Annotated in this window: 17 protein-coding genes; 10 read left to right on the forward strand and 7 right to left on the reverse strand. The window is 47.8% G+C overall.

Features of this window, described 5'->3' with window-relative positions:
• The first annotated feature begins 116 nt into the window (after positions 1-116).
• Entirely contained in the window at positions 117-836 is a 720-nt protein-coding gene (locus tag ACO08K_RS09090; protein WP_421796079.1) for an anti-sigma factor, read from the forward strand.
• 4 nt (positions 837-840) lie between these two features.
• Here ACO08K_RS09090 and ACO08K_RS09095 read toward each other — a convergent pair whose 3' ends face one another.
• The 3 genes from ACO08K_RS09095 to ACO08K_RS09105 form a co-directional block, all read right to left on the reverse strand.
• The gene (locus ACO08K_RS09095) at positions 841-2,127 is read right to left on the reverse strand and encodes a hypothetical protein (protein ID WP_421796080.1); all 1,287 of its coding nucleotides are present in this window, start codon (positions 2,125-2,127) and stop codon (positions 841-843) included.
• Positions 2,128-2,443: 316 nt separating this feature from the next.
• On the reverse strand, positions 2,444-3,961 hold the full coding sequence (locus ACO08K_RS09100) for a sodium:solute symporter (RefSeq protein ID WP_421796081.1): 1,518 nt from the start codon (positions 3,959-3,961) through the stop codon (positions 2,444-2,446).
• Between the two features lie 44 nt (positions 3,962-4,005).
• Complete coding sequence (locus ACO08K_RS09105) at positions 4,006-6,120, reverse strand: hypothetical protein (protein WP_421796082.1); 2,115 nt, start codon at positions 6,118-6,120, stop codon at positions 4,006-4,008.
• A 212-nt stretch (positions 6,121-6,332) separates the two neighbouring features.
• On the opposite strand from ACO08K_RS09105, the gene ACO08K_RS09110 reads away from it, so the two are divergent.
• Both ACO08K_RS09110 and ACO08K_RS09115 read left to right on the forward strand, forming a co-directional pair.
• Positions 6,333-6,785: a phage tail protein gene (locus ACO08K_RS09110; protein ID WP_421796083.1), complete on the forward strand. Its 453-nt coding sequence runs from the start codon at positions 6,333-6,335 to the stop codon at positions 6,783-6,785.
• Positions 6,786-6,948: 163 nt separating this feature from the next.
• Positions 6,949-7,431 carry a phage tail protein gene (locus ACO08K_RS09115; protein ID WP_421796084.1) on the forward strand — a complete coding sequence of 161 codons (483 nt, stop codon included), beginning with the start codon at positions 6,949-6,951 and terminating at the stop codon, positions 7,429-7,431.
• A gap of 57 nt (positions 7,432-7,488) precedes the next feature.
• Here the strand turns inward: ACO08K_RS09115 and ACO08K_RS09120 are convergent, their stop codons facing one another.
• From ACO08K_RS09120 to ACO08K_RS09135, 4 genes are all read right to left on the reverse strand, one after another.
• Positions 7,489-8,538, reverse strand: coding sequence for a hypothetical protein (locus ACO08K_RS09120; protein ID WP_421796085.1), 1,050 nt, complete (start codon positions 8,536-8,538; stop codon positions 7,489-7,491).
• 32 nt (positions 8,539-8,570) lie between these two features.
• On the reverse strand, positions 8,571-10,784 hold the full coding sequence (locus ACO08K_RS09125) for an alpha-galactosidase (RefSeq protein WP_421796086.1): 2,214 nt from the start codon (positions 10,782-10,784) through the stop codon (positions 8,571-8,573).
• A 250-nt stretch (positions 10,785-11,034) separates the two neighbouring features.
• A complete protein-coding gene (locus ACO08K_RS09130) occupies positions 11,035-14,361 on the reverse strand; it encodes a two-component regulator propeller domain-containing protein (protein WP_421796087.1) in 3,327 nt (1,108 codons plus the stop codon).
• 329 nt (positions 14,362-14,690) lie between these two features.
• Positions 14,691-15,332, reverse strand: coding sequence for a response regulator (locus ACO08K_RS09135; protein WP_421796088.1), 642 nt, complete (start codon positions 15,330-15,332; stop codon positions 14,691-14,693).
• A 183-nt stretch (positions 15,333-15,515) separates the two neighbouring features.
• On the opposite strand from ACO08K_RS09135, the gene ACO08K_RS09140 reads away from it, so the two are divergent.
• The 7 genes from ACO08K_RS09140 (at position 15,516) to ACO08K_RS09170 (ending at position 25,789) form a co-directional block, all read left to right on the forward strand.
• Entirely contained in the window at positions 15,516-16,739 is a 1,224-nt protein-coding gene (locus ACO08K_RS09140; RefSeq protein WP_421796089.1) for a tectonin domain-containing protein, read from the forward strand.
• 85 nt (positions 16,740-16,824) lie between these two features.
• A complete protein-coding gene (locus ACO08K_RS09145) occupies positions 16,825-18,267 on the forward strand; it encodes a hypothetical protein (RefSeq protein WP_421796090.1) in 1,443 nt (480 codons plus the stop codon).
• A gap of 117 nt (positions 18,268-18,384) precedes the next feature.
• A complete protein-coding gene (locus tag ACO08K_RS09150) occupies positions 18,385-19,587 on the forward strand; it encodes a DUF6786 family protein (protein WP_421796091.1) in 1,203 nt (400 codons plus the stop codon).
• Positions 19,588-19,610: 23 nt separating this feature from the next.
• Complete coding sequence (locus tag ACO08K_RS09155; protein ID WP_421796092.1) at positions 19,611-21,311, forward strand: DUF3472 domain-containing protein; 1,701 nt, start codon at positions 19,611-19,613, stop codon at positions 21,309-21,311.
• Between the two features lie 91 nt (positions 21,312-21,402).
• A complete protein-coding gene (locus ACO08K_RS09160) occupies positions 21,403-22,011 on the forward strand; it encodes an RNA polymerase sigma factor (protein ID WP_421796093.1) in 609 nt (202 codons plus the stop codon).
• Positions 21,987-22,886, forward strand: coding sequence for a hypothetical protein (locus tag ACO08K_RS09165; RefSeq protein ID WP_421796094.1), 900 nt, complete (start codon positions 21,987-21,989; stop codon positions 22,884-22,886). Before ACO08K_RS09160 ends, ACO08K_RS09165 begins: the two co-directional genes overlap by 25 nt.
• 29 nt (positions 22,887-22,915) lie before the next feature.
• Complete coding sequence (locus ACO08K_RS09170) at positions 22,916-25,789, forward strand: CHAT domain-containing protein (protein WP_421796095.1); 2,874 nt, start codon at positions 22,916-22,918, stop codon at positions 25,787-25,789.
• Positions 25,790-25,800 lie beyond the last annotated feature (11 nt).

Genomic DNA, 25,800 nt, shown 5'->3' on the forward strand with positions numbered 1-25,800 from the left:
GGAGTTGAGCGGTTGAGAAGTTGAGGCTACCGCGAGCGACACTCAACTTCTCAACTCCTCAACTTCTCAACCTTTTCTTCATTTTGCTGTTTTGCTTTTGTTTTGACACCAACACTATGGATAAGCAGACTTTTTTGGCAAGCGGATTATTGGAGCAATACGTTTTAGGCATTACTGACCCTGACGAAACACAGGAAGTAGAGCGACACCTAAATTTGTACCCCGAACTCGTTCAGGAAGTAACATCAATGCGGGAAGCCATCAAGCAATACGCCCTGCAACAAGACATTCCAGCGCCGGCACAAAGAACGAGCGAAACTCAGCGCACGCTCAGTGCTCCGGCTACCAAAACTTATGGTCAAGTCCATTGGTTGAGCGTGGTGGTGCTTGGGTCCTTAGCACTGTTGTGTGTTTTATCTGCTTTGCGTATGCGCAATTTGCAGGAGGAAAACAAAACTTTATTGACTCAGTTGAGTACCTGTGAAAGCCGAGAAGAAATAATTGCCTTCCTCAAAGACCCCCAAACCCAGCCTGTGGTACTGACTGAAACGACTACAAATACCGAAGCAGCGGCCTTGGTTTATTGGAACAAAGTGAGTAAAAAAGCCATGCTCAATCCTTTTAATTTACCAAAGTTACCGGAAGACCAGCAATATCAGATTTGGGTAGATGTAGCGGGGAAGATGATTAGCATCGGGTTGATCGCGCAAGATTTGGCCAAATACCAGGATTTGGTTTTTTTAGAAAATGCAGCAAGTTTAAATGTGACGATTGAGCCTAAGGGGGGGAGTAAAGAACCCACCGTGAGTAGACTGGTGGCTAGCCGGGCCATTTGAGACTTTAATTTTTGATATTGAGTACTTTAATCACGCCAGGATGCGCTGCCTCTACAAAAAAAGAATCCACTTTGCTGATTTTTTTTGCTGAATGGAGTTTACTGAGCAATATTTTTCCCACAAAAGGGCTTTTCCAAATAGCGTAGTACAATACTCCCTGTTTCGCATCAACCTCGACCGCAGCTGGTTGATCACTTACACTTACCAGATGAGGCACTGAATTGGGAAGTTGAACCCATCCAATCTGGGATGACTTGTGGCTGGCCCAATAAAGCCGTCTATTCAAAGTGTCGATAGAAAGGCCATCAGGAAACTCCCCTGCATTGGTAATGAAATAAGGTTCGGCTCGTTTTTCGAGCAGAAACAATCTCCCAATACGGTTATTGTCTATATCTGTCCAATACAAGATTTGGTTTTTTGCATCCAGCACTATCGATGATGGGGCCCCGGGCAGTTTCTCCGTAAGCACCGTATCAACTAACTTGCCATGGTAATCGAATTTCAAAATAAGCGAGTCTTTGTAATCAGAACAATAGATAAACTGTTGCCTGGTATCCAGGGCAATCCCCACTGGCCCTTCCATTTTTGGGGTCAAATTCCTATTTAAGGATTCAATTTCAACTCCGCTGAAATTCGGTTTGAGCTTTACACAACCAATACTTTGATAATCTATATTGGGACAAGCCCAAAAAAGGGTTCTGGTCTGAGGATCAAATTCAAGGCCAGCTATGTCTTCAGTGTAAGGGGTGAGTTTCACCCGGCGTTCCTTGGACAAATTGACCAGGACTATTCCCAATTCATTTCTTACAAATGCATACCTGGTTTCAGTGGGGCGGCTCCAATAAACGGAAAATCCGATAAGAGCAAGCAGTGTCGCAATTGCCAACCAAAGACGAGCCCGTTTTCGGGCCCAAGGAGTGGCAATATCATCAGGCTCAAGGGCAGTCCAAATGCCTTTTTGCACCATAAAATCATGTGCAGAATCGTAGCCCAGGTAAATGGCGAACATCTCTCGGGTAGATCGATTACCGGAGCTTTCTTTAGTAATGAAAATACGGCGAAAAGAGTGATAGGTAATGGTTGGAGGGGTGAGTTCTCCTGCTCTATTTTTTTTTGCCCCACAGAGAATGGCCTTACGCTCATCCTGGCTGCAGAGTTGTCCCAACTTCGTCGAAAAGTCGGTTAAAAAGATCGTGATTTTGTACTTGTTCCAGGTTTCAGGGTGACCATTGCCAAATTTCTCCTGGATTGCTTCAGCGATAGCATTCCAGAATTGTTGAATTTCAGCCATGATGTTGAAGTGCTTTGCTTTAGCGTTTGGAAAATACCTTTTGCGCTAAAATAAAGGATTTTGTGGGGATAAACAATAAAATTGCACAGCAATTGCTTTTCGGTTGCAAATTGATTCGCAACTGGTCAAATAAAAAAAAACCAGCACTGATGGCTACTTTTACAATCGCCATTTCTAAGGAAATATACTGCATATTTTCAGGCTTCTACGAAAAAAAGAGGAACACCTTAGCATTGTAGTGTTTGACTTGTGCAGTATAATTTCCGTTTTTGTTCCAGCCCTAAGTAGACTGCCTTGGTTGGAGAGGCCGCTAAAACTAGCTAGCATTTCTCCTCCAAACCCGCTCCATCAATACCCCGATGCCTACAATCGTCAAAGTCCCCAATACCACCGTCAATTTGGAATCAAAGGGGCTTTGCCAATGCAGTGGAAAATAATCCCTGAAACTCAACCAAAAAATGAGCATCAGGCCCAAAATCGCTGCAATTTTTGCCGCCCGCTCCCCTACCCTTCTATTCAAAAAGCCTAACAAAAACAATCCCAACATCCCACTGGCAAACAAACCGGCCATTTTCCACCAGGCATCCAACAAACTTTTCACCCCGATCATGCCCAAACCAAAAGCCATACCCAGACAGCCCATGACGATCGTGGCAATCCGCAATACCCGCAATTGCTGTTCGGGACTAGCTTGTGGATTAAAGTAGCGCTGATAAATGTCTTGTAAAAAAACGGTGGCGGAGCTGTTCATGCCGCTGCTCATGGTACTCATTGCCGCCGACAATAAAGCCGCCATCAATAAGCCCAGGAAGCCCGTAGGGATTTGTGTTTTGATGAAAAACGGCAATACTTTATCTCCGTAATCAGCAGGCTGCAAGGCGTTGAAATCCAGTCCTTTTTCAAGGGTGACCTGCTGTTTGAGTTCCAGGATCAATTCAGGTTGTTGCTGGTAATAGACATACAAGGCCGTTCCAATGAAAAAGAAAAGCATCGAAACGGGTAGGTAATACACCACACAGAGCCAGATGCTGCGCGAAGCATCCTGGGTATTCCGGGCGGTGTGGTAGCGTTGGATGTAGTTTTGATCGATGCCAAAATTGGTCAGGTTGATGAAAAAGCCGTACAAAAACACGACCCAAAAACTGCTTTGAAAAAAATCGGGTCGAAAGCTGCCCAAGCTGAATTTGTGTTCTTGCCAACCCGTTGACACTATGGTGGAAAATTTGACTTGTGACAACACGATCCCCAAAATCAACAGCGCACCCAGGGTTTTGATAATGGCCTGCACCACCTCCGTCCAGATCACCGCTTCCATGCCCCCCATAACCGTGTACACAATAATGCAACAGCCCAGGGTTAAAATGATCCAGTGCATTCCGTAGCCAGTCAGGGCGTTCAACATCAGGGCTACGCCGTAAAAAATGGTACCCATACGCGCCAACTGGGTCATGATAAAACAGAGCATGGCGTATGTCCTCGCCCAGGCTCCAAACCGCTCCTCCAAATGGCTGTACGCGCTGACCACCTTTTGCTCGCGGTAAAAGGGCACAAAAAAGCGCGCGGAAACATAGGCGGCAAAAGGCATAGAAAGGCTAAACACAAAAGGGTTCCAATTGCTGCCAAAAGATTTGCCCGGGTCCCCTAAAAAAGTAATGGCACTCAAAAAAGTAGCATAAAACGACAGACCCAAGGCCCAGCCCGGAATACGCCCACTGGCCGTAGTAAATTGAGCAGAACTGTTGTTGCGTCTTGAAAAATACAGGCCGACACCGACCATCAACAGAAAATAAACCACAATGATAAGGCCGTCGAGTAAGGAGACTGAATTGGGCATGGGTTGAAAATGATTTGCGATTGATTGGATGAAGATAGAAAAAATTATAGGCTTCTTAGTTTCTCCCATCTCACCTTCCAGTTCCCATCCTTTGGCCAGGCACCCTGGGTACAAATCATGGCAATAGCCGCCAATAAACCTCCATTCCCCGGTAGATAAATGCTCAGGTCGAAACGCTGGTAATTGTGGCCATTGGTGAGGTAGGTGTTTTTGACAGTTTTCATGCTGAGGTAGTCCACCACCCAGTCGGGCCGTTTCATGCGGGCCGCGCTCATGGCCAGCATGGGATAGTCCCAACCCCAGGTGCTGGGCCAGTCCCACTTGGTCCAAAGGGCATCCAGGGATTTTTCGAGGATTTTTGGATCCACTTCGGGCGAAGGAGGCAACATCCCGTAGGTGCCTGCAATCATGGGGTGATCGTGCAAATACGCAGAATCGAGGTAACTGTCCGTTGCATTTTCCGCAAAGAGGTACAAGCCATCCCGGGTTGCCAATGGTGCCAATTGATCAATGACTTTTTGCCATTGCGGGTTTGGAGCCAAGTCAGCCCTTTTGCGCCATTCCTGCGCAGTGCGCAAAGCCCAGCGCCAGTAGGCCAATTCAAAGGGAGGATTCATCGTGGTTTCCGGGCGGAAGTTTTCCTGCGCAGGAATCAAGGCTGGGCCCAGTACGTACTGCTGGCGTTTTTCGTCCCAGCGCGCATAAGAAGCCATGAATTCTGCTGTGGCAAAAACCTGTTCCTGGTATTGCGTTACCGTAGCTCTATTGGGTTTATCCTGGTACAAAAGTTCAGCCAAATAAATGAAATGGGGTTGTTGCCAGATCAGGAAGGGACCAATGCCGCTGGGGCTTTCGTCACCCTCAGGGCCAGTCATTTTAGGCCAGCGCACCCCTGCGTAGCCCTGCATTTGAGCAGTGGCTCTGGCTTTTTGCTGAATCCGCTTGTAATAAGCCATTTGGGGGCGGAGGTACTCCGCGCGTTGCCACATCGGGAAATGTACGCCGTGCCACCAGTGCATTTCCATATGGAATTTGCCATTCCAACTATTGTAAGTCAGGCCGGTTTCCTGAGGCGGAAGGGTTCCGGCGCAATTGATGCGGGTGAGGTATTGGGATAAAACCACCCGGCGTTCCAGTTCTTTGGCGCGGGAATCGGTGCATTGAGAAAAATCGACGGCGCCCCCACTTTTCCAAAAACGCGACCAGGATTGGGCATTGGCAATGCGGATGCTGTCGTGATGGGGAATGCGGTTAAGGGGAAACTCGAATTGGCTAAAAACCAGACTGCATTCAAACTTTGGCTTCTTGGCGTCAGGCACCAAAAACCAGGTATGTGCCCCCCCCGCCTGAATTTCGCCAGCACTGTGCCGTACGCCAATGTAATACAAGTCGTTGTCCTGCTGGTGGGAGAACAGGACCCGCTGGTTTCTCTTGTCCAGCAATACACTGCGGTGTTGGTCATTCTGGGTAAAGCTGTAACTCAGGCGCTGCGGAATGCCCAGTGGGAAGCGGATTTTGACTTTGAGTCGGCCCTCCTCCACCAAAGGGGAAGTAATTTGTACCGAGATTCCATCCAGATTTGGATTGCCCAGGGTTTCCACTTTTACCAGCTGGCCTTCTATTTCAAAGGTACTGCTCATCCGGCCCGTCCAAAGGTCCAGTTCTTGTTTGGGATTTTTCAAGTCCTCAATGCTTACCGGGCTTTGGTCCTTTTTTTGCATTTCCAGGCCAATCATCCCCAAATGGATGCGGTGGGGGCTTTCGCGCAGCCAATCAGAAGCATTTGCCTTGAAGGTATCGCTAGCCATGCTGTGGCGCCAAGCGTATTTGACCTCGCGGTCGCCCACTTGATAGGGTTTTAAGATGTCACTTAGCTTGTAGCCACGGGGGTTAAGAGGATAGTGCCAACCCCAGTCGGATTGAGTACCTAGTGGAATGCCAGGTTCGTAATGTTCCGGGAATGTTTGTAAACCCGTGATGTCAGCAGTGAAAACAAATTTGCCATTGCCTACGGAGAGTGGGCTAAAAGGGGTGATCTCAGTATGGCTGATGTTGTGGCGTTTGACCAGTTTTTCGCGGTCGATTTTAAGTGCTTTTTGCCCATTAATCGGGACAATGCAGATCCATGCAAGTGCCCAAAGCAGAAGATATTTGACCATTTGATGTAGGTTGAAAGCGATTTAGGAACAGCGACAAAATAAAAGTACATGTTGAAGAATTGGAGACTTTCCTGTGCTGTCCTGAAATTAGCATTGAGGAAGTGATTCTAATTTGTAAATTTAGGGATTGTATGAGCAGCTGATTGAGGTTAAATGATTGACTTCATAAGGTGTAAGTCAAATTTTTTAACTCATCTTTTAATCTAAATAACATGGCTGGAGGAAAGCAAGAAGCACCGTGGCCAATTCCAAGTTTTCACTTTCGGGTGATGGTTGGAAATACCGAAATTTCTTGTCAAGAGGTATCTGGTTTGGACGCTGAAATTGATGTCATTGAATACCGCAATGGCAACAATCCATCCTTTTCAGTGGTCAAAATGCCAGGCCTGAAAAAATATTCCGACATCACCATGAAAAAAGGGGTTTTCAAGGGAGACCAAGCTTTGTATGATTTTTTTACCGAAATTCAGATGAATACGGTAGAAAGACAAACCATTACCATTTCTTTGATCGATAGTGATTCAAAGACCCCACTTTTTATCTGGACTTTGACCAACGCCTTCCCCAAAAAGGTCACTGGAGCGAGTTTGAACGCCCAAACCAGTGAAGCAGCCATCGAAGAAATCGTTTGGGGTCATGAAGGGCTGTTAATGGAAGCCAAGTAAATTTGGCCCTTGCGAAGGTTTATCCCAAATTTTAGCAGGAGCTGCTCCTAGTATATATGTGGTTGATTGCCAAAATTCGGGATAGCGCTGAGCTTTACTTGTATTGATTGTGCTATGGTAATGGCCATTCTGATCTTGGCCACAAAAGAAAAAAACATAAAACATGGAATCTTTTTTTCCGCCATTGGGCTTTTTGTTTTCCGTGGAAATACTTGGTGAATCTACTGGAAGTGACCACCTGGAAGCTGGTTTTTTGGAGGTTTCGGGGATTACTACTGAAATGTCCACTGAAGAAATCTCCGAAGGTGGAGAAAATCGGTATGTGCATAAAGTTCCAGTCCGGCTTAGTAACGATTCTACGCTAGTGCTAAAAAGAGGGCTAGTCACCACGGCAGGAGCCAGCTTTGGCAAGTGGTGCAATGAGCAATTGTCCCAAGGGCTCAATGCGAAAATCGTTACCAAAGACATCATTGTCCATTTGCTGGATGCCGAAAGCAAGTCGCCTAAAATGTCCTGGTTTTTTGGAGGTGCCTATCCAATCAAATGGGAAATTTCAGGGCTCAATGCCGAGGAAAGCCATTACAAGGTTGAAAGTATTTCTTTAGCCTACGCCTCTGTCTCGACAATTTATCCGAAGGAAGGATGATCCAGGCCTGGAAAGAGAGGCAGATGTGGTGGGCACAAAGGCTGGGGAAAAAAGTGCTTACTTCGATTCCCGAATCAACTTAAAAGAACAAGATTGCGCCTTCGCTTCCAAGTCAAAAGACCTCAAACTAAAAAAGCCTTCGATCTTCCCCTCTTCTTTCTGTAAAAAAATGGCCAGGGTGATGTAGCCCATTTTTTCGCCGCCAATCATCCAGTCTCCTCTGGCAAAAAGCACATTATCGTTTACACTGCCCGTCAACTTGGCCTGTACTTCAAAACCCTCAAAGGCATAAAACTCGGCAATAAAAGTTCCCTTTTTTTCAATAAATTCTACGATTTCAAGATTGGCACTCGCCTTTTTTTTCAGGGTTCCATTGATTGTTTCGCCCTGGTACAAGCCCAGAAAAGGACGGTAATTTTTCACTTCGAAACGGGGTGCCTCATTCATGAGTGCCACAAAATCGATGGGTTTGGCATCGATCAGATTTTGATCTGCCTTGGCATTGCGCTGTTGGGGGGCAGGTAAAGTGCTTTTTTCCAGGGATTCGTCATAACGGAAATCCTTTTTTTTAAGCACCTCTCGCTCAAAGAAGTAGTCGTATTCTGCCCAGGGTTTTCCGTGGGTAAGGCGGGTTAGCGATCCATTCTGGTCGAATTCTTTTTGTTCACCATACCATTCTTCCCCCTCATAAACCCCAACTATCGACAGCTTCCCGTTAAAATGATACCAGCGGCATTCTCCTTTCAAGTGCAGTTTCCAGGAAAACAGCCCCAGTCCCGACTCCTGGTGGATAGCCGTAACCCAAACGTAGCCTTGCGTTTTGATTTCGCCAGTTATGAAGTGGTCTTCAAAGTAAAAATAGAGGTTAGGAGTTTTAAAAACAGCGATACGGCCCGTTTCATCTATTTCAACTTTGTCCTTTTTTTTAGCGCCAGCCCCAATTTCCTGGAAAATGCGGTATACCCGTGCACCATCTTTATTAGGCAGCAAGCGGCCACTGACGTCAAAAAAAAGAGGACCTTTGAAGCCGTGGGGGATGTACACGCCTTGTGCCAGGGAAGCGTACCCCACAAATAGCAAACAAACAAACAAGAGCCATTTTGACATTCTTCCTCGTTTTAGCATTACTTGAGTAATCATCAACGCACCTCTTTCACCTCCACCAATACACTCGTACGACGAAGACTCAGACTCGGATTAAAACCAACCGTCATCAATAGATCCCCGGAATAAACCGTAGTAGCATTGATGCTCGACCTGGTGCCCGGGAATACGTTGAGTTCGGTCAAACGGTATTTTTTCACGGGGTCCAGACCTTGCAATTTAATCGGTGCCGTAGAAAACGTATTTTCGTAGCGATTGCTCACCACATAATTGAACACAATCGCCCGGTCTTTTTGAGGGCTGACAAACATGCTGGAGGCAATGGGGTTTTGCCAGGGACTCACCAATCGATATAGATCTCCATGCCAAATCAAATCACTGATCGATTGGTAATTTTTTATGGCCTGCTGGCTGAATTCCAGTTCCTCGGGCTTGAGGTGATCCACCACAATGTCGTAACCCATTTTGCCCATCATGGCCACATCCGTGCGGAATTTGATACCCACCTTGCTCCAATCGGTGATGTGGGCACAATGGGTAATGGCAGGGTAATAATAGGAATATTCCCATTGTTGGAAAATCCGCTCCAGAGGGTCGGTATTGTCTGAAACCCAAAACTCGGTGAAATACTTGAGGGCTCCATAGTCCACCCGGCCACCGCCACCCGAGCAGAGCATCATGGGCACCACCGGGTACTTTTTGCGCAAGCGTTCCAATACGCTGTACAGACCATTGACATAATCGACGTAAAGGTGGGTTTGGGGCATTTTTTGCTTTTCCAAATAGGCCGAATGGGCATTGTAAATCACGGCATTACAATCCCATTTGATGAAGGCGATGTCCGGGTTTTGGGTAAATAGCTTATCCAGAATCCCGAAGACGAAATCCTGCACTTCCGGGTTGCTCAAGTCCAATACGAGTTGATTGCGAAAATAATGCTCGGGCCGCTCGGGCTGGCGAATGACCCAGTCGGGGTGTTTTTCGTAGAGTTCACTTTTGGGGTTGACCATTTCGGGTTCGACCCAGATGCCAAATTTCACACCAGCTTTGGAGGCTTCCTCTACCAGATATCCAATGCCATGCGGTAATTTTTTGACGTTCTCCTGCCAATCACCCAAACCTGCTACATCTCCATTGCGGGGATATTTGTTGCCAAACCAGCCGTCGTCCAGCAGGAACAAATCAACGCCCAGTTTTTTGGCCCCGGCAAACAAACCCACCAGTTTTTTTTCATCAAAATCAAAATAGGTCGCTTCCCAGTTGTTCAGCAAGGTCAGGCGAGAGCCCTTCCCATCCAGCACCCGGAAGTTCCGCGCCCAACTGTGCAAATTCCGGCTGACCTCACCAATTCCATTTTCACCATAAGCATAAATCAGCGCCGGGGTTTTAAAGCTCTGCCCTGCCGCCAGCTGGTATTCCGAAGCATGGGGATTGATGCCGGCAATCAAGCGCAGGTTGTGGTAGCTGTCCATTTCAAAGTCGATCTTGAAATTGCCCGACCAGGCCAGGTTGGCCAGCAGTACTTTGCCACTGTTTTCGGTAGCGGGTTGATCGAAAGACAACATGAAAGTTGGGGGTTGATACAGATTTGCACGGGCACCCAATTTGGAATCAAGGGTGTGGATGCCAAAAGGTAAACGGGTTTCTTCGGGTTTCATCTCCCCAGCCCAGGTGCCGTGGTAATGCCGCAGGTAGTAGTCGGAACCCATGAAGTACAAGTTCGCCGAGGCGTATTTGCCCAGGCGGATGTTGCCTTTTTCCGCATTTTTTATTTCACTCCATTGTTCGAATACGTTGTTTTGGGGGTAGACTTTGAAGTACAAGGTGACTTCCGTAGCGTATACCGGGTCGCGCAGCAGTACACTGGTTTGGCTTACCTGATTGGCCAACATTTCCTTGCGATGGCTCACATACCTCAATTCAGTCGAGGTATTGCCATCGGCGTGAATGATTTGCAGGGCTGGCTCCACCAAGCTCCAGGAACCACTTGGAGTGTAGACATTATTGTAAATCCCGGCATTGCCGTCATTGTGTTTGTATAGGGCCTTGATGCCCGCGTATTCGGCAGCATCGCTGAGACGTTTGCCAAAATGGGTGATGCCAAGACGTTGATCCGCATCGGTTTGGAGTATCAGGGCATAATCTTTGGATTCGATGGGGATCGTGACACTGGTTTGAGCGTATGAAGACGACTGTCCAAACAGCAGGCAAAAAGCAAAAAGAGAGCAGAAAAGAACTTGGTATTTCATGATGATCGGCACGTTTAGCAAGGCCAGCACAAAGGTTGTGGAATTGGGCGGCTATGTTTCAAACTCTAATTTAGTGCTTTAAAAGCCAATTTTCAGCAAAAGATGCAGGTTTCTTGGCGCACTTGCACTTCAATTATTGCCTCTTAAAATCTTCACCATGAAAAAACAAATCAATCATTTGGTTTATTTGGTAATTTCATGTTGTGCAATGGGGTTTCCTCAGCACATCAATGCCCAGGCTGCCTCCGGATCAATTTTTGGAGGCAGCTTTTTTGTTTTCATCCAGATTTAATTCCACCCTAAAACCATCTACAAATGCGATTTGCAAACTACCGCCAATTTGTTTTGCCCGCATAGCCATATTGCTCAAGCCCAAGCCATCTGAAAACGTTTGTTCTTTTACGGATCCATTATCGTGGATAAATAAGCGGAGCTGATTTTTTTCCTGCTCAAAAACGATCTTCACCATTGAAGCATCTGAATGTTTTAGAATATTGGTAATCGCTTCCTTAAAAATCAAGTAAATGTTTTGGCGTTTTTCTGGATCGATGAATTTTTTCCCATCAATGCTATTCACTGCAAAGTGGTAAGTAATGTTTTTGACTCCCAGATTTTTTTCAGCAAAAACCCGCATCCGGTCAATCAGGTTTTCGTATTTGTCCTTCCGGGAGTCAATGACCCAAACAACATCGCGCATGCGTTCCATGGCATCGCGACTCATGTCACTCAGTTCGTTCAGGGCGGTTTTGATTTCAGTTGGCGCGGTGTAGGCCATCACTTGGGATTGCATGGCCAGGCCCGATAAAATGGAACCGACGTCATCGTGTAAGTCACTGGAAATTTTGGTACGGATGGCTTCCAATGCTTTTACTTTTTGGATAGCCTGGGCAGTGCGGTATTGGATGAAAGCATAAACAGCTGCTGCAAAAAGACCCGCATAAAGTAAATAAGCCCACCAGGTTTTCCACCAGGGCGGACGGATGCTGAAAGGGTACATCAAGGTTTTGCTCCAATAACCATCCCCATTCATGGCTCTAACCTTAAATGTATAAGTTCCCGCAGGCAAATTGCCATAAGGCACTTCAGTAAGCGCACTTAAACCGCTCCAATTGGCATCAACACCTTCCAATTTGTACTGATAACGCATTTTTTGCGGCGATTTGGTGGTAATGCCAATAAAATGAAAAGCAAGAAAATTGTTGTTATAGGTCAGGCTCAATTGTTTAGGAACCCCTTTCCAGGGCATTAAATCAGCAAATCGGAATTGGCCCACTTTTACACCATTACTCAAATTGAAAGAAGTATCCTTTTTCCCTGCCAACAGCGCCCAGGGGATCGATTCGTTGAACAAGTTGACGGTGCTGAGTTCTACCTGGGGGGCTTGAGTTTCAAAATTGTCGCCACCTGGGTGGTACACGGTAAGACGATCACTTGCACCCACCCAAATATTGCCTGCTGTATCTTGTCCAATGGCGCCCAAATAGCAGGATACACCTAAAAAGCCATCCTCGTAGGCGTAATTTTTGAACAGTACTGGCGATTGGTTCAAGGCTTCAGGTTGTACAAGCTGCGCTTTTTCCAGTTGCCTCAATGCAGTCTGCGACAACCTACTCAAGCCACCGCGGGTACCCAGCCAAAGGTTGTCCTGTTCGTCCAGGGTCAGGCTCAAAATATTGTTGTTGATCAGACCTTCCTCTACTCCAAAACGGGTGAACTGTCGTTGAGCCTGATCCAAGCGAATCAGCCCATTGCCGACACTGCTGATCCAAATTTGACCCGATTTATCTTCTACAAGGCCTGACACATCATCGCTGAAAAATCCTTCCTGCGTAGTGAAATGGGTGATTGTTTTGCGCTGTTGGTCAAGTTTATTGAGGCCTCCACCTCTGGTGCCAATCCAGATATTTCCGCGCTGATCTTCGATGATGCTTTTGATGTCATTGTGGCTCAGTCCTTCTTTGGTGGTATAATTGGTAAAAAACTGACCGACAGGGTCAAGTCTGGAAATCCCGTTGTTCCAAGATCCAAACCAAATGGCACCACTGCGATCTTGATAGATGCAACGAATGTCATTGCCGCATAAGCCAGATTCTTGGGTATAGGTGACAAAATTTTTGCCGTTGAATTTCGAAACGCCCCCGCCCCAGGTTCCGCACCAGATGTTACCTTCTTTGTCTTCTAAAAGACTGAATATACTGTTGTTATCCAGTTTGTGCCCCAAGCCATCATCGGTTGAGTAATGACGAAAAATATTTTTGCGGCGATCCAGCTGAACTAATCCACCGCCTCGGGTGCCCAGCCACATGTGGCCATTACGGTCATTTAATACATCGAACACAATATCACTGCTGATGCCTTCTGCTATGGTAAAATGTGAGAATAAATTGCCCGCATATTTGATTACCCCTCCCCCCAGGGAACTGCACCAGATTGCCCCCGTCCGGTCTTCGAGCATGTCCGAAATGAAATTATTGCTCAAACCTTGTTTTTCGCTGAACCGGGTCAGGGTATTCAGGCGGGTATTTAAGCGGAGCAAACCCACGCCATCAGAGGCAAACCAGATGTTTTCATTCTTGTCCTGAATGATGCTAGTGATGGTAAAATCAGCGTTGAGTTGATAATGCGCAAAGGTGGTGCCGTCAAAAGTGGACGCCAGCCCTCCGGTGGAACCCAGCCAAAGTAGTCCGTTTTTGTCTTCTCTAATGGCATAGATGTAATTGGCTTTGAGTCCGTTTTTGTTGGTATAATTGTAAAAAGTTTGGCCATCAAATTTGCTCAAGCCACCCGCTGAACCAAACCAAAGATTCCCTTTTTTATCTTCCAGTGCGCAGATGACATCATTGTTGATCAAGCCCTGTTTTTCGGTATAGTGAGCAAAGTTTTTGCCATCGTATTTGAAAAGTCCTCCGGAACTGCAAAACCATACATTCTCTGCTTTGTCCTGAATGATTTTGATGACGGGAAAATCGGAAAATCCTTCAGCGAGGCGGAAATTGGTGAAATATTTTCCATCGAATTTGGAGATGCCCCCACTCCAAAAACCGATCCAGATGTTGCCTTGTTTATCCTGAAAAATGCTGCTGATGCTGTTGCCGCCCAGCCCCGCTTGATCGGTATAAGTAATGAAATGTTTGCCATCGTAACGGCTCAGTCCGCCGCCATCAGTACCGATCCACAAACAGCCCAATTGATCCTGCAGCAAACAAGTGGCTTGAATGTGTTTTAAACCATGTAAAACGCTGAAAGAACTAAAGTTGTCGGGATTGTGATCGTTGATGTGGGCATCTTTGACTACACTTGTTTCGGGAATGCCCATTGGCACAGGATGATCTACCGCAAGGGTTACGTTGGGCAGGGTTATGGCATTTTGTCCAGGGATGGCTTTTGCAGGTAACCCAGCTGGTCTAGTTTCGGGTCGACCAAGAGCTTGGATGTTGGTGTTGGCGGCTACTTCAAAGGGTGTACAATTGGGACCAACAAATACGGAGCCAACTGCGGTGGTTTGTGGCAGAATGATGCTGTCCTGAGAAACAAGACGCCCTCTGGCCGGAATAAACTCGGGGAAAAAGTGGGGCAAGTTTTCGTTGGGGTGATTCTGATTGCAAGAAAACATCGAGCTCACGCAAAAATAAACATACAACAACCTTACACACCTGGGCAGGTGATGATGGCATCGATTTTGGGAAATCATAGAGCAGCCTTTAAATGATTACGCTTCGAACTCTCAAGATAATGATTTTGGCCTAGGAACGGAAACAGAATAATGTAAACGCTTGACAAGCTCTTTTTCGATTTCGCTGCGTTACTCCTCAGTTGCGTAGGCCCGCTATGCGCCTTCGTCCTGCCTTGCCAAATCAAAAAATAGCCAAGTCAACCCATTTACTTTATTCTATTTCCGTTCCTTAGCTATTTGATGTAGCCCTTCATGTACTGCGTAATCGCCTCGGTTTTGTTGTTTACTTGGAGGACTTTGTACAACTTCTTGACGTGTGAACGCACGGTCTCGATGGAAATGAACAACTCCGTGGAAATCGTGGCATAACTCTTACCATCCACCAGTTTTTCCAAAATCTCTTTTTGTCGATCCGAAAGAATACTGGCTTTGCTGACCCTGCCGCCCATCAGGTGATTGACAATTTCACGGGCAATCGATGGCGACATGTACGAACCACCATTGGCCACAATGCGCAAGGCCTCCACAATTTCGTCCAGACTGGCTTTTTTGGAAATATAAGAACAGGCTCCCGAGCACAAGGCTTTGAGGATCACGTCTTCCTCTTCGTAGGTGGTGAGCATGATGATGTCTTGCTGCGGCAATCTTTCCAAAATCAGGGGGATGGCTTCCAGCCCGGACAAACCGGGAAGCCCGATGTCAAGGATCAAGATGTCCGATTGGAGCGAAGGATTGATGTTCAACGCATGCAAGAAAGATTCTACGGAGCCATGTACCTGGCACAGTTCAAACTCTTCATGGAACCCGACGAACTTGGATACATTTTCACGCACAACTTTATTGTCTTCAATGATGCTGATTTTGGTCTTTTTCATGTGGTATAAATTCCTGTAAAGTTAAGTGCTTTTGTTAATTAAAAACTCACCCGGGCGGGTGAGTTTTCAGTGGTAAAGCCCCCCCCTTTTTCACCGCTTAGGGTGATTGTGAGGCCTACACATTTTGATCAATTTTGTCCCATCACTACCATCTAATTCATTCATCCACCAAAACCAATATACGTGAAACAACCAATCAAAAAACGTGCAGCAGACCCTGCGCTCGAATCAATAAAACAAAGCTGGCGTAGCTTCTTCGCCAGGTGCCCCAAATTGTTGCTCCTTTGTAGCCTCCTGTTTACAGCACAACATTTATCGGCGCAAGAAACTGCCGAAATCCAGAACTTCTGGCGAAAAAGCTATATCCAGGCGGATGCCGGTAAAACGGGATTGGGCCCACAAGGTGAAAAAGCAGTTTGGATTGCCGAAAAAACTGACATCGACAATGTTGTACGCCTAAAAAATGTGGTCAGTGGAGCCTATCTACACGCAGAGACTGATGCGAAGTTTCCAGTAGTAGGTGCAGCAGGCCCCGGTTGGTGGAGCTCCATGTGGGTACTGGAGCCCATAGCTGGAACTGAACTGGTACGCATCAAGAACAGATGGCGGGGCCTTTATTTGCATACGGAGACCGGAGCCTTAGAAATGGGCTCAATTCAACCTGGTTGGTTGAGTGCCCAATGGCAGATTTATCGAGCCTCTTCAACCTCCACAAGCAGCCCATCGAACACAGCCGACGCAACGCTGGGGGCAATGGGCAGTGGGACCTTTCCAGATCAAATCTCCGCTCCATTGAAACAAATCATCTGGAGGGTTAATATTGCGGGGTATCTTTTCAAATCCATGGATGCTGGCAATACATGGTATGACCTAAACAAAAAATTAGCGTACGTTTCTGCAATAAACAATACGACCGCCTGGGGCATCAATTTTGAGGGGAAAGTTGAACTGACCCTGGATGGAGGCGCTACCTGGAGAACCACCCCTGGTCTGCTGAAACAAATATCTGGGGTGGACGACAAGATTGCCTGGGGCGTCAATGACAAACTGGAAATTTATAGAACCCTGGACGCTGGCTTTACCTGGTCAAAAGTGAGTGGCGCGGCGCAAAGCATCTCGGCAGTGAATGGGAATACCGCCTGGGCCCTCAATAGTGGCAATATGTGGCGTACCAATAATGCGGGCAGCAATTGGAGCCAGGTCCCTGGAAAAATGAAAAGCATCAGTGCCAAAAGTTTTGATCTGGGCATTGGTATTGACGATCAAGGGAACCTAAAATCGACAGTAAATGCGGGTAAATTCTGGACATCCGTAGCCAATGGTTATTTTTTAAGCGCAGTCGCTTATGCGGATAATGCTGGTTATGCCATTGACAATAACCTAAAATTGATCCCAATAACATATTGATCCCGACAACATTTAGTACAACTGAAGCTGCGCCTAAAAATGGCTTTTTGAAGGTCTTTTCACCATAAAACAGTTAAAATCCAATATGAAAAATTTCCAATTAACCGTGCTGGCTATTTTGGGCTTTGCCAGTTTGAATGCCCAAAACTTGTCTCTTCAACCCATTACCGAACCACAGGATCTGCAAAGCAGTTTGTTTATGAACAATGCTTCCAGCAGTTATGCGGCAGATGAAACGCCCACCGGGCACCAGCTCCACAGTCCCATCGTGGCGACCAGCCTCCGGGTGAAAGGCCTGTACATTGTCCCAGTTGGACAAGTGGAAAAACCCAGGGCAAAAGAAGCCATCGCAGCAATTTTGGCCATCATGCAAAGCCATTATTTGAAGATGCTGGGAGTTACTTTTGAATTTGATCCGGAAGTCAGTGTATTGCGTTCAAACTACAGTGTTAAGGATGCCGTTGACTGGAACAACAACTACAACTTCATTAAAGCCAATTTAGGACAAGAATTCCTCAACAACCGCAACATAGTGGTTTCCGTTCTGGAAGGCACGGCGGGTGACGCTGGCGGCTGGGGTGGAGTATTAAAAATGACGGGGAGTTTCTGGAACAGCACCTACGACATCTTCATCAATCGGCCCCATATGTTGGCTACCGAGCTGGCCGGTTGGTCTCATGAACTGGGGCATGCTTTTGGCCTCATGCATTCCTTGGACACCAAAAATTGCATGACTAAGTTGAATATCGATATGGGTACACTCCCCAATTTGTTGATGCAACAAACGGGCAAACTGGGTACCGTGTATGAGTATCCACTGGCCAAAGAAGAGAAAAAAATGATCCTGGATTCTACTTATTCGGTGAGTTGTTTGGCCTTTAGAGGCGATCGCCCGGCGCCCCTGCGTTACCTCAGGCTCACCAGTGGTCAGGCCAGCCAAAGTGCCAATGGCCGCAACGTAGAAATGATCGAATTTCACAACGGCGCTGAAGGCAGGGGCACTTTAGCCAAAGACGCTTCGGGCAAATGGTTGGAACGCGATTTGCTGGGTACCACCCGTTTTAGCTTTAACGAAGTTGGGCGCGACGATTGGTCGGTCTACCTCCAGGACCCTGGTCGCAATGTCGCCCTTCAAATCGATTTATATACCTCAAAAGTAATGTATGGGGCTATAGGATCGAGCACTAAGTCACCTATTTACAATATTTTATGGTCGAAAAAATCAGCTAGCTCCATCAACAATCCGTCTTGCGCTTGTGCCGCTCAAACCTTTCGCAGTGTGAGCGACCACACTTGGGTGGAGTTCCGACTACCGGGTGGCAGCAGTGGCCAAACCATCAACATCCCGGCTGGTGCGCACAACAAATACGTTTTCCCAAAATGCAACCGGGTTTGGTGGGACAACCTCAGCTTCACGTGCAACACCAGTACGTGCAAGTGGGAAAGAACTGCTGGCCGATGGGATGCTGACGCACTTTGCACGGGTTCTGCTGGCAATAGTCCCTATGTTTTTGTTGGCGAAAAATAGTTGTTTTTAAAGGATGATTTAGTTGGGCTGGGCTAATTGAAAATAGCTCAGCCCAATTCTATTTTAATCAATCATTTTCGATACTTTTAAGACATTAAGTCCACCAACAAAACACCTATGCACAGATTACTTCCTTTCATCTTGGCCCTTGGCCTTTTCCAGGCCTGCCAAAATCCAGCTACCAACTCCACCGAATCCACCACCGACACCAGCACTTTCGCCTACGATTACACCCAACTCAAAACCCATATCCCCCTCATCCTGCTCGAAGACGGCGACCGCAAAGTCCTGCTCGCCGAAGCCTACCAGGGTCGGGTAATGACCAGTAGTGCTGCGGGGATGGAAGGCACCAGCTACGGCTGGATCAACCACGATTTGATCTCCAAAGGGGAATACCAGCCCCACATGAATGCCTTTGGTGGCGAAGAACGATTTTGGCTGGGCCCGGAAGGCGGGCAATATGGCCTGTATTTCAAAAAAGGTGACCCTTTTGATTTTCCCCACTGGCAAACACCCGGTGCCATCGATACCATGACCTATCCAGCCGTGCAAAAAGATAAAACGCAAGCCCTTTTTGCCAAAAGTTTCAGCATCGAAAACTATGCAGGTACCCGTTTCGACCTCAAGGTGGAACGCCGCATCCGTTTGTTGAGCGAAAAAGAAGCCAGCGACCTCTTGCAAGTACCGCTGAATGCCGTAAAATGGGTAGGCTATGAAAGTGACAATCAGCTCAGCAATACGGGCCAGGAAGATTGGGACAAATCCAAAGGGGTGCTCTCCATCTGGCTTTTGGGCATGTTGAAGGCCAGCCCCGCACAAGTGGTCATGTTGCCCTACAAAGCTGGCGGTAGCGCCCAGGTCAACGATGCTTATTTTGGCAAAATTGCTGCCGATCGTTTGATTAAAAAAGACAGTGTACTCTTCTTCAAAGGCGACGCCAAGTCGCGGGGCAAAATTGGCATTCCACCCTCCATTGTCAAGCCCCTCGCAGGCAGTTACGATGCCGAAAAAGGTGCTTTGACCATCGTCCGTTTCAGCTACGCTGGCGATACCGCTTATGTCAATTCCATGTGGGAAATCCAGCGCTACCCCTACCGTGGCGACGTGGTAAATACCTACAACGACGGCCCGAACGACAAAGGCGAACAAATGGGCGCTTTTTATGAACTGGAAACCTCCTCCCCTGCCCTGGTACTCAAAAAAGGTGGCACTTATCGCCATGTGCAGCAAACCTTTCATTTTGAAGGGAAGGCTTCAGATTTGAATGTGATCAGTAAACATGTGTTGGGGGTGGAATTGAGCCAGGTGCCGAAGTTGTGAGTTCAATACAAAACCAAATACCAATGTACTTGAGAAATCTAGTCGCTTTCACCCTGGGCATTGCCCTGACCCAGCAGCTTTCTGCCCAAGGCAATGTCAACATTCAAAACGTTTGGAAACAAACTTACCTCCAGTTTGAAGCCGGGAAACCCAGCCTCGGAGTTCAGAGCAACCAATCGGCCTGGATCATCGAAAAAATTGCCAACAGTACTGAGGTGCGCCTCAAACATGTGGCCAGTGGTGGCTACCTCAATGCCGAAAAAGATGCGAAATCCCCCTCCATCGGAGCCATCGAACCCGGCTGGTGGAGCGCCATGTGGATACTGGAACCGGTTGCGGGTACTGATCAGCTGCGCCTCAAAAACAAATGGTGGAGTACCTATTTACACACCGAAAGCGGTGCCGTTGAACTGGGTGCAATACAACCCGGCTGGCTAAGCGCCCGCTGGAAAACCACCGCCAGTAGCGGCGTGGTTACACCCCCAACTACCAGCAATCAACCCTTCAACATAGTCCCTTTGGGTGGCAATACCTTCTTCAATAATTTTGGAGCAAGTGGCATTGGTCTTTCAACCATGGGTATCCAAAACTGGACGGATGCGGCGGTGATCCCCACGGTGTATTTCCGCATCCAAGAGAAAGGGACTTACTCCCTGAAACTGATCGCCAAAGCTGCTCAAGCCAGCAGCCTCAATGTGGGCATGCAAGGCAGTACCATCAAAGTAGACGTAAACGGCAGCGATTGGCAAAAATATGCGCTGGGCACCTTTACCCTGGAAGCGGGTTACGTTCCCATTGTGCTCAAGGGCCTGCAAAAAACCGGAGCCAAATTCGCCGACATCCAGGCCATAGAAATCCAGAGTGACCCAGCCAACATCAAATTTGTAAACGCCAGTTTGACGGGCGCCGTGGAAGACAGTTACTACTTCGGGCGACGTGGCCCTTCGGTACACATGAGTTACACCCTCCCCGCTGGCAAAAACATCGAATGGTTTTACAACGAAGTGACTGTGCCTACTGGCAACGATGCCATCGGCTCCTACTTTATGGTCAACGGCTTTGCCGAAGGGTATTGTGGCATCCAGGTGAATAGCGCTACCGAGCGCCGGGTTTTGTTCTCGGTCTGGAGCCCTTTCACTACCGACGATCCCTCCTCCATCCCTGACGATCAGCGGGTGAGGTTGTTGGCCAAAGGACCAGGTGTGAATGCCAAGGATTTTGGAGGCGAAGGCTCCGGTGGCCAAAGTTATTTGCTGTACAACTGGAAAGCGGGCCAGACCTATAAATTCCTGACCCGCATTCGCCCCAATGGCGACAACACCACTACCTATACCTCCTACTTTTTTGATCCCAACATGCAGGCCTGGCGGCTCATTGCTTCTTTCAAGCGGCCCAAAATCTCAACCTGGTATAAGTCGCCCCATTCGTTTTTGGAGAATTTCCAACCCGAACGAGGCGCCATAACCCGCAAAGTGTTGTTCAACAACCAATGGGTTTGTGATGATTCGGGCAACTGGAGCGAAATGACGGAGGCTCGATTTACCAATGATGATACCGGGCGAAAAAAACTGCGCATGGACTTTAATGGTGGGGTGGAAAACAACCAGTTCTTTCTCCGCAATTGTGGCTTTTTCAACAATTTCACCAACCCGGATTCCATGTTCAAACGGACCCCGGGAGGTAAAAAACCGGTGATCAACTTCGATCAATTGCCAAAGCAATAGACTTTATAGTCAGGTCAACTATACCATGCGAATAATTTTTTCAAAAAACACTTACCTTTAAGTTGATCAATACAATATAAGCTTGAGTTCGATGCGCATTACCGAGTGGCTGACACCTTCAAACCCTTGTCGACAATTTGAAAACAATGAGCAATTGTTTCAAGCCCTGAAAAGTTTGAACAACTCGGCAATACGTTGTGTGCAAAACAAGGCGATGCCTTCGGCGAAGAAATTGGTTGAGCAATACAAATTGGCGCCAGAAAGCGTCGATGAATTGCTCAACCAAAGTTCGCTCATCTTTTTGCGAAAAATAGAGGACGGCTCGTACCAGTTTCAAGGCCATGCCCCCTCTAGTTACCTCGTCGAAATCATGAAGCGGGTGGCCTTGTCGATGACCAGGAAACGCCAAACAAACTATGAATCGATCGAAGACCACCACGATTTGCACGACCCAGATATAGAAGCCAGTAACCGGCAACGGGAATCAGCCGAGCTGGTACGGCAATTTTTGGGGCAAATGGGCGAACCTTGTACCTCTGTCATCCGGCTCCACCACATCGAAGGTTATCCCGATGAAGAAGTGGTTCGCCAAGGCTGGACCCGCTATACCACTACCGATTCGCTGAAGATAAAACGCAGCGATTGTATGAAAAAATTGATCCAAATAGCGCGACAATGGAAGATTACGAACAATACCTGAGTAACAACGCTGAAGACGACGAACGCCGCGCAGCCGCACAAGTCATGGAGGGCTTGGCGGGTTTGAGGCTGGAATCCAAGTTGCGCGAAGTAGCCGCAGAACAGGCTGCCCAGCACCGACGAACGTTTTGGAGGCGGATATTGTTCACCCTGGCTGCGCTGGCTTTTTTGGCCGCCGTGGCCTATTGGTTTTTTACCAAAAATGAGGCTACGCCAGCTGCGCCACCTAGCGAAAAGCCAGCTCCCAGCGCACCTGCACCACGCAAAGAACAAGCTCCTGAACAGAATAAATCTGAAAAACCTCGCGAAAAGCCCCCTATTGCCCAAATCAAACCGAAGGAAGAAGTTCCAGTACCTCCTGATCCCATTTTCCCAACCTTTGCACTCCAGGATGAACTCATTCCTGAGCCGCTTAATCCTGCGCCCGACTTGGTTGCCACGCGCGGTGCGGGCCAAGCAAATATTGCCCTGCAAGCCCTGCTCGATCAGTTGTGGTACGTGGATTATCCGCTACTAGGGCTTGACATAAGTAAGGCCTTTCCCAGCATCGATGAAAAACTAAAAAAACGGGACTTTACCACCGCTTACCTCGAACTGGAGCAATTGGGGAGCGCCCGGCCAGCGAACGACACTCTGCAATCTCTACGAGCTTATTGCCTGCTGCAAACGGGCGAAGGCCCGGATGCCTTGCTTCATTTTGGCCAAATCCAGAGTCGTCAATTGGATTGGAAACCCCAACTGGAATGGTACCGAGGCCTGGCCCTATTGTTGGCGGACAAAAAGTCGGAAGCGCTTGCCCAATTCACCACGATAGCAGCAAACCCGGGACATCCTTACCGCAGACAGGCTCGAAAAGCACTGAAGTTGTTGCAATAATTCGCCTCACCCTGTTAATCAATACTACTATGAGAAACTGTTTATGGATGGCTTTGTGCCTGATCACGGGTTTGTTGAGTGCGCAGACGGTGGATTCAGTGGCGCTGCGGCGGGTGGATAGTTTGCTTCGCAGGGTAGACACAACTGAAAATTTTTCCGATGCACTCCGCTTAAACACATTGGCCGAAAATATAGCCCTTGAAAAAATTGGCCGCGAATCCGCTGCGTATGCCCGTTGCTGTCACAGCCATTACGGTTTAATGCTTAGACAACTAGAGATACCTGATCAGGAAGCGTTTAATTGGGCCTCGGAAGCCCTGCGCATCAGAAAAAAAGTACTTGGCAAACAACATGCCTCTTACGCGATAAGTCTGAGTCATATTGCTTATTGTTACATGTCATGGGGGCAACATGAAAAAGCGTTGCCCTATTTGCTCGAAGGCCGTCAGGTGATGGAGCTGCCACACAATCAAAACAATACCTTCTATACCAACATCCTGGTCAATCTTGGTGTCGGCTACATCCGAACAGGCCAATACGAGCAGGGTGAAGAAGCATTTTTAAGCGCGTTAGCCTATATTGAAACACATGAAGGTTCCAACAACAGAAAAGCCGCCACCGTTCTTAACAATTTAGCTACGTTGAACGAAATGATGGGCAACTACCCCAAATCCTTGCAATATGCACTGAAGTCAACAGAAAGACGTCGCCTTGCAGTAGGCGAAAAACATTACACTTTTGCTTTTAGTTTAAAAACTTTGGCAATGTCCTATCTTCGGGTGAACAACATCCCAAAAGCTGAAGAACACATGTTGGAAGCCCGATCTATCGTTGAAAAAACAGTGGGCAAAGAATCGGGCAATTACCCTGAAATACTGGAGGGCTTAGCCACAATCTATGCTAGGCTCAAACAATTTGAAAAAGCAGAATCCTTGTTGAATGAAGCTTGTGGGGTAAGAGCTAAATTGGAAGGTTACGAACACCCGGGTTATGGATATTGTCTTAGTCGTCATGCAGCTATTTATATCGAAACTGGGGCATTGGAACACGCAGAGTCGCTCTTGCAGAATGCACTCCGCATTGCACACAATTCCGTTGGAGAAGGTAGTGAACAAACCCTAGAAGCGCTCCGACTGCTAGCGGCATTATATCAGATGACTGGCCGATATGTTGCTTCCGAAGCTTTGTTTAATCAATTAACCAAAGTGCTTCAATTCAATCTGAGCAATGCACTGCACCACCTTTCTGAACAGGAAATGCAGCGATATTTTCGCAAAGAAGAAGGCTTGCAGGACGCAGTTTTTTCACTCATACATACAGCAGCACCAAAGCTACAGATACCTCCTGGAATTTCTGGTATCTCCTACAACAACACTCTATTTCTGAAAGGTTTTTTGCTACAATCAGCTATCAGCGCCCGACAATTAGCTACAAAAAATCCTGCACACGAAGAGATGCTTAATTTGTTAAAGTCTTATGAACGCCGTCTGGGCGACGCCTACTCCAAGCCCTTTTCTAAACGTGATAGTTCTGAAGTCGTTTCTTTTGAAATGAAAAAAAATGAGCTTCAGAAACAACTCGCCAGAGAGGTTGATGGGTATACAGAAGTAGAGCGACAAGTAAGTTGGCAAGCAGTACAAAAAAGCTTGCATGCCAATGCCGCAGCGATTGAATTTGTACATTTCAATTATTACAATAAAAGCATTCAATTTCCTACTGACAGTGTTCTTTACGCTGCGCTTGTTCTTTTGCCTGGTACAGACGCGCCAGAATTCATCCCCCTCTTCGAAGAAAAACAACTCACCACGCTCCTCAAAACCGAGGGCAACCCCCAACCCGCTTTTTACAACGACCTTTATGCCAATGACAAAAAAGGCGACCAACTCTACGATCTAATCTGGAAACCCATCTCGGCTGCCTTGCCGCAAGGCACCACCGTATATTGCTCGCCCTCCGGCCTGCTGCACCGCCTCAACCTGGGGGCCATCCCCACGCCCGACGGCAAAACCCTGGCCGAAAAAACCCGCCTGAGCATACTGGGCAGTACCCGGCAGTTGGTTATCCCACCCGTGCCCACCACCCAGCAAAGCGCTACCGCCCAACTCTACGGTGGCATCCAATACGACGCCACACCCACTGTGGCCGCCAATACGTCAGCCAAACCCGAGGATCTAGCCGCCCGTCGCGGCCCCGATATCACCCAAAACGACTCCACCCTGCGCGGCGAAAACTGGAACTACCTCCGCTGGACCGAAGTAGAAATCAGCGCCGCCGCCAATGTGATGAAAAGTAAAAGCATTGTGCCTACTTTGAAAAAAGGTGCCGAAGCTACCGAGGAATCTTTCAAAGCTTTAGGTCATGGCAGTCCATCACCGCGCATCCTGCACCTAGCCACCCACGGTTTTTTCTTTCCCGATCCAAAAGAGTCAAAACCGGGTGAGGGGCAGGCCATTGGCGAAAAAACCTTCAAAGTATCCGACAACCCCATGATCCGTTCCGGCCTGGTACTGGCGGGTGGCAACCACGCCTGGAAAACGGGCAAACCCTTGCGCCCCGACCTGGAAGACGGCATCCTCACTGCCTACGAAATCAGCCAGATGAACCTTGCCAATACCGAACTCGTGGTGCTTTCCGCCTGCGAAACGGGCCTCGGCGACCTCGTAGGCAACGAAGGGGTATACGGTTTGCAGCGTGCCTTCAAAATAGCGGGTGCTCGCTACCTCATCATGTCGCTGTGGCAGGTGCCCGATTTTCAGACCCAGGTGTTTATGACGGCTTTTTACAAGCATTGGCTGGAGGGAAAAATGGCCGTGCCCGAGGCGTTTCGCGCTACGCAGGCGGAACTGCGGGGGAGGTACAGTGGCGAGGCGTTCAAGTGGGCGGGCTTCGTGCTGGTGGAGTAGGTCAACCTCTT

Source organism: Haliscomenobacter sp., assembly GCF_965225875.1.
Lineage (GTDB): Bacteria > Bacteroidota > Bacteroidia > Chitinophagales > Saprospiraceae > Haliscomenobacter.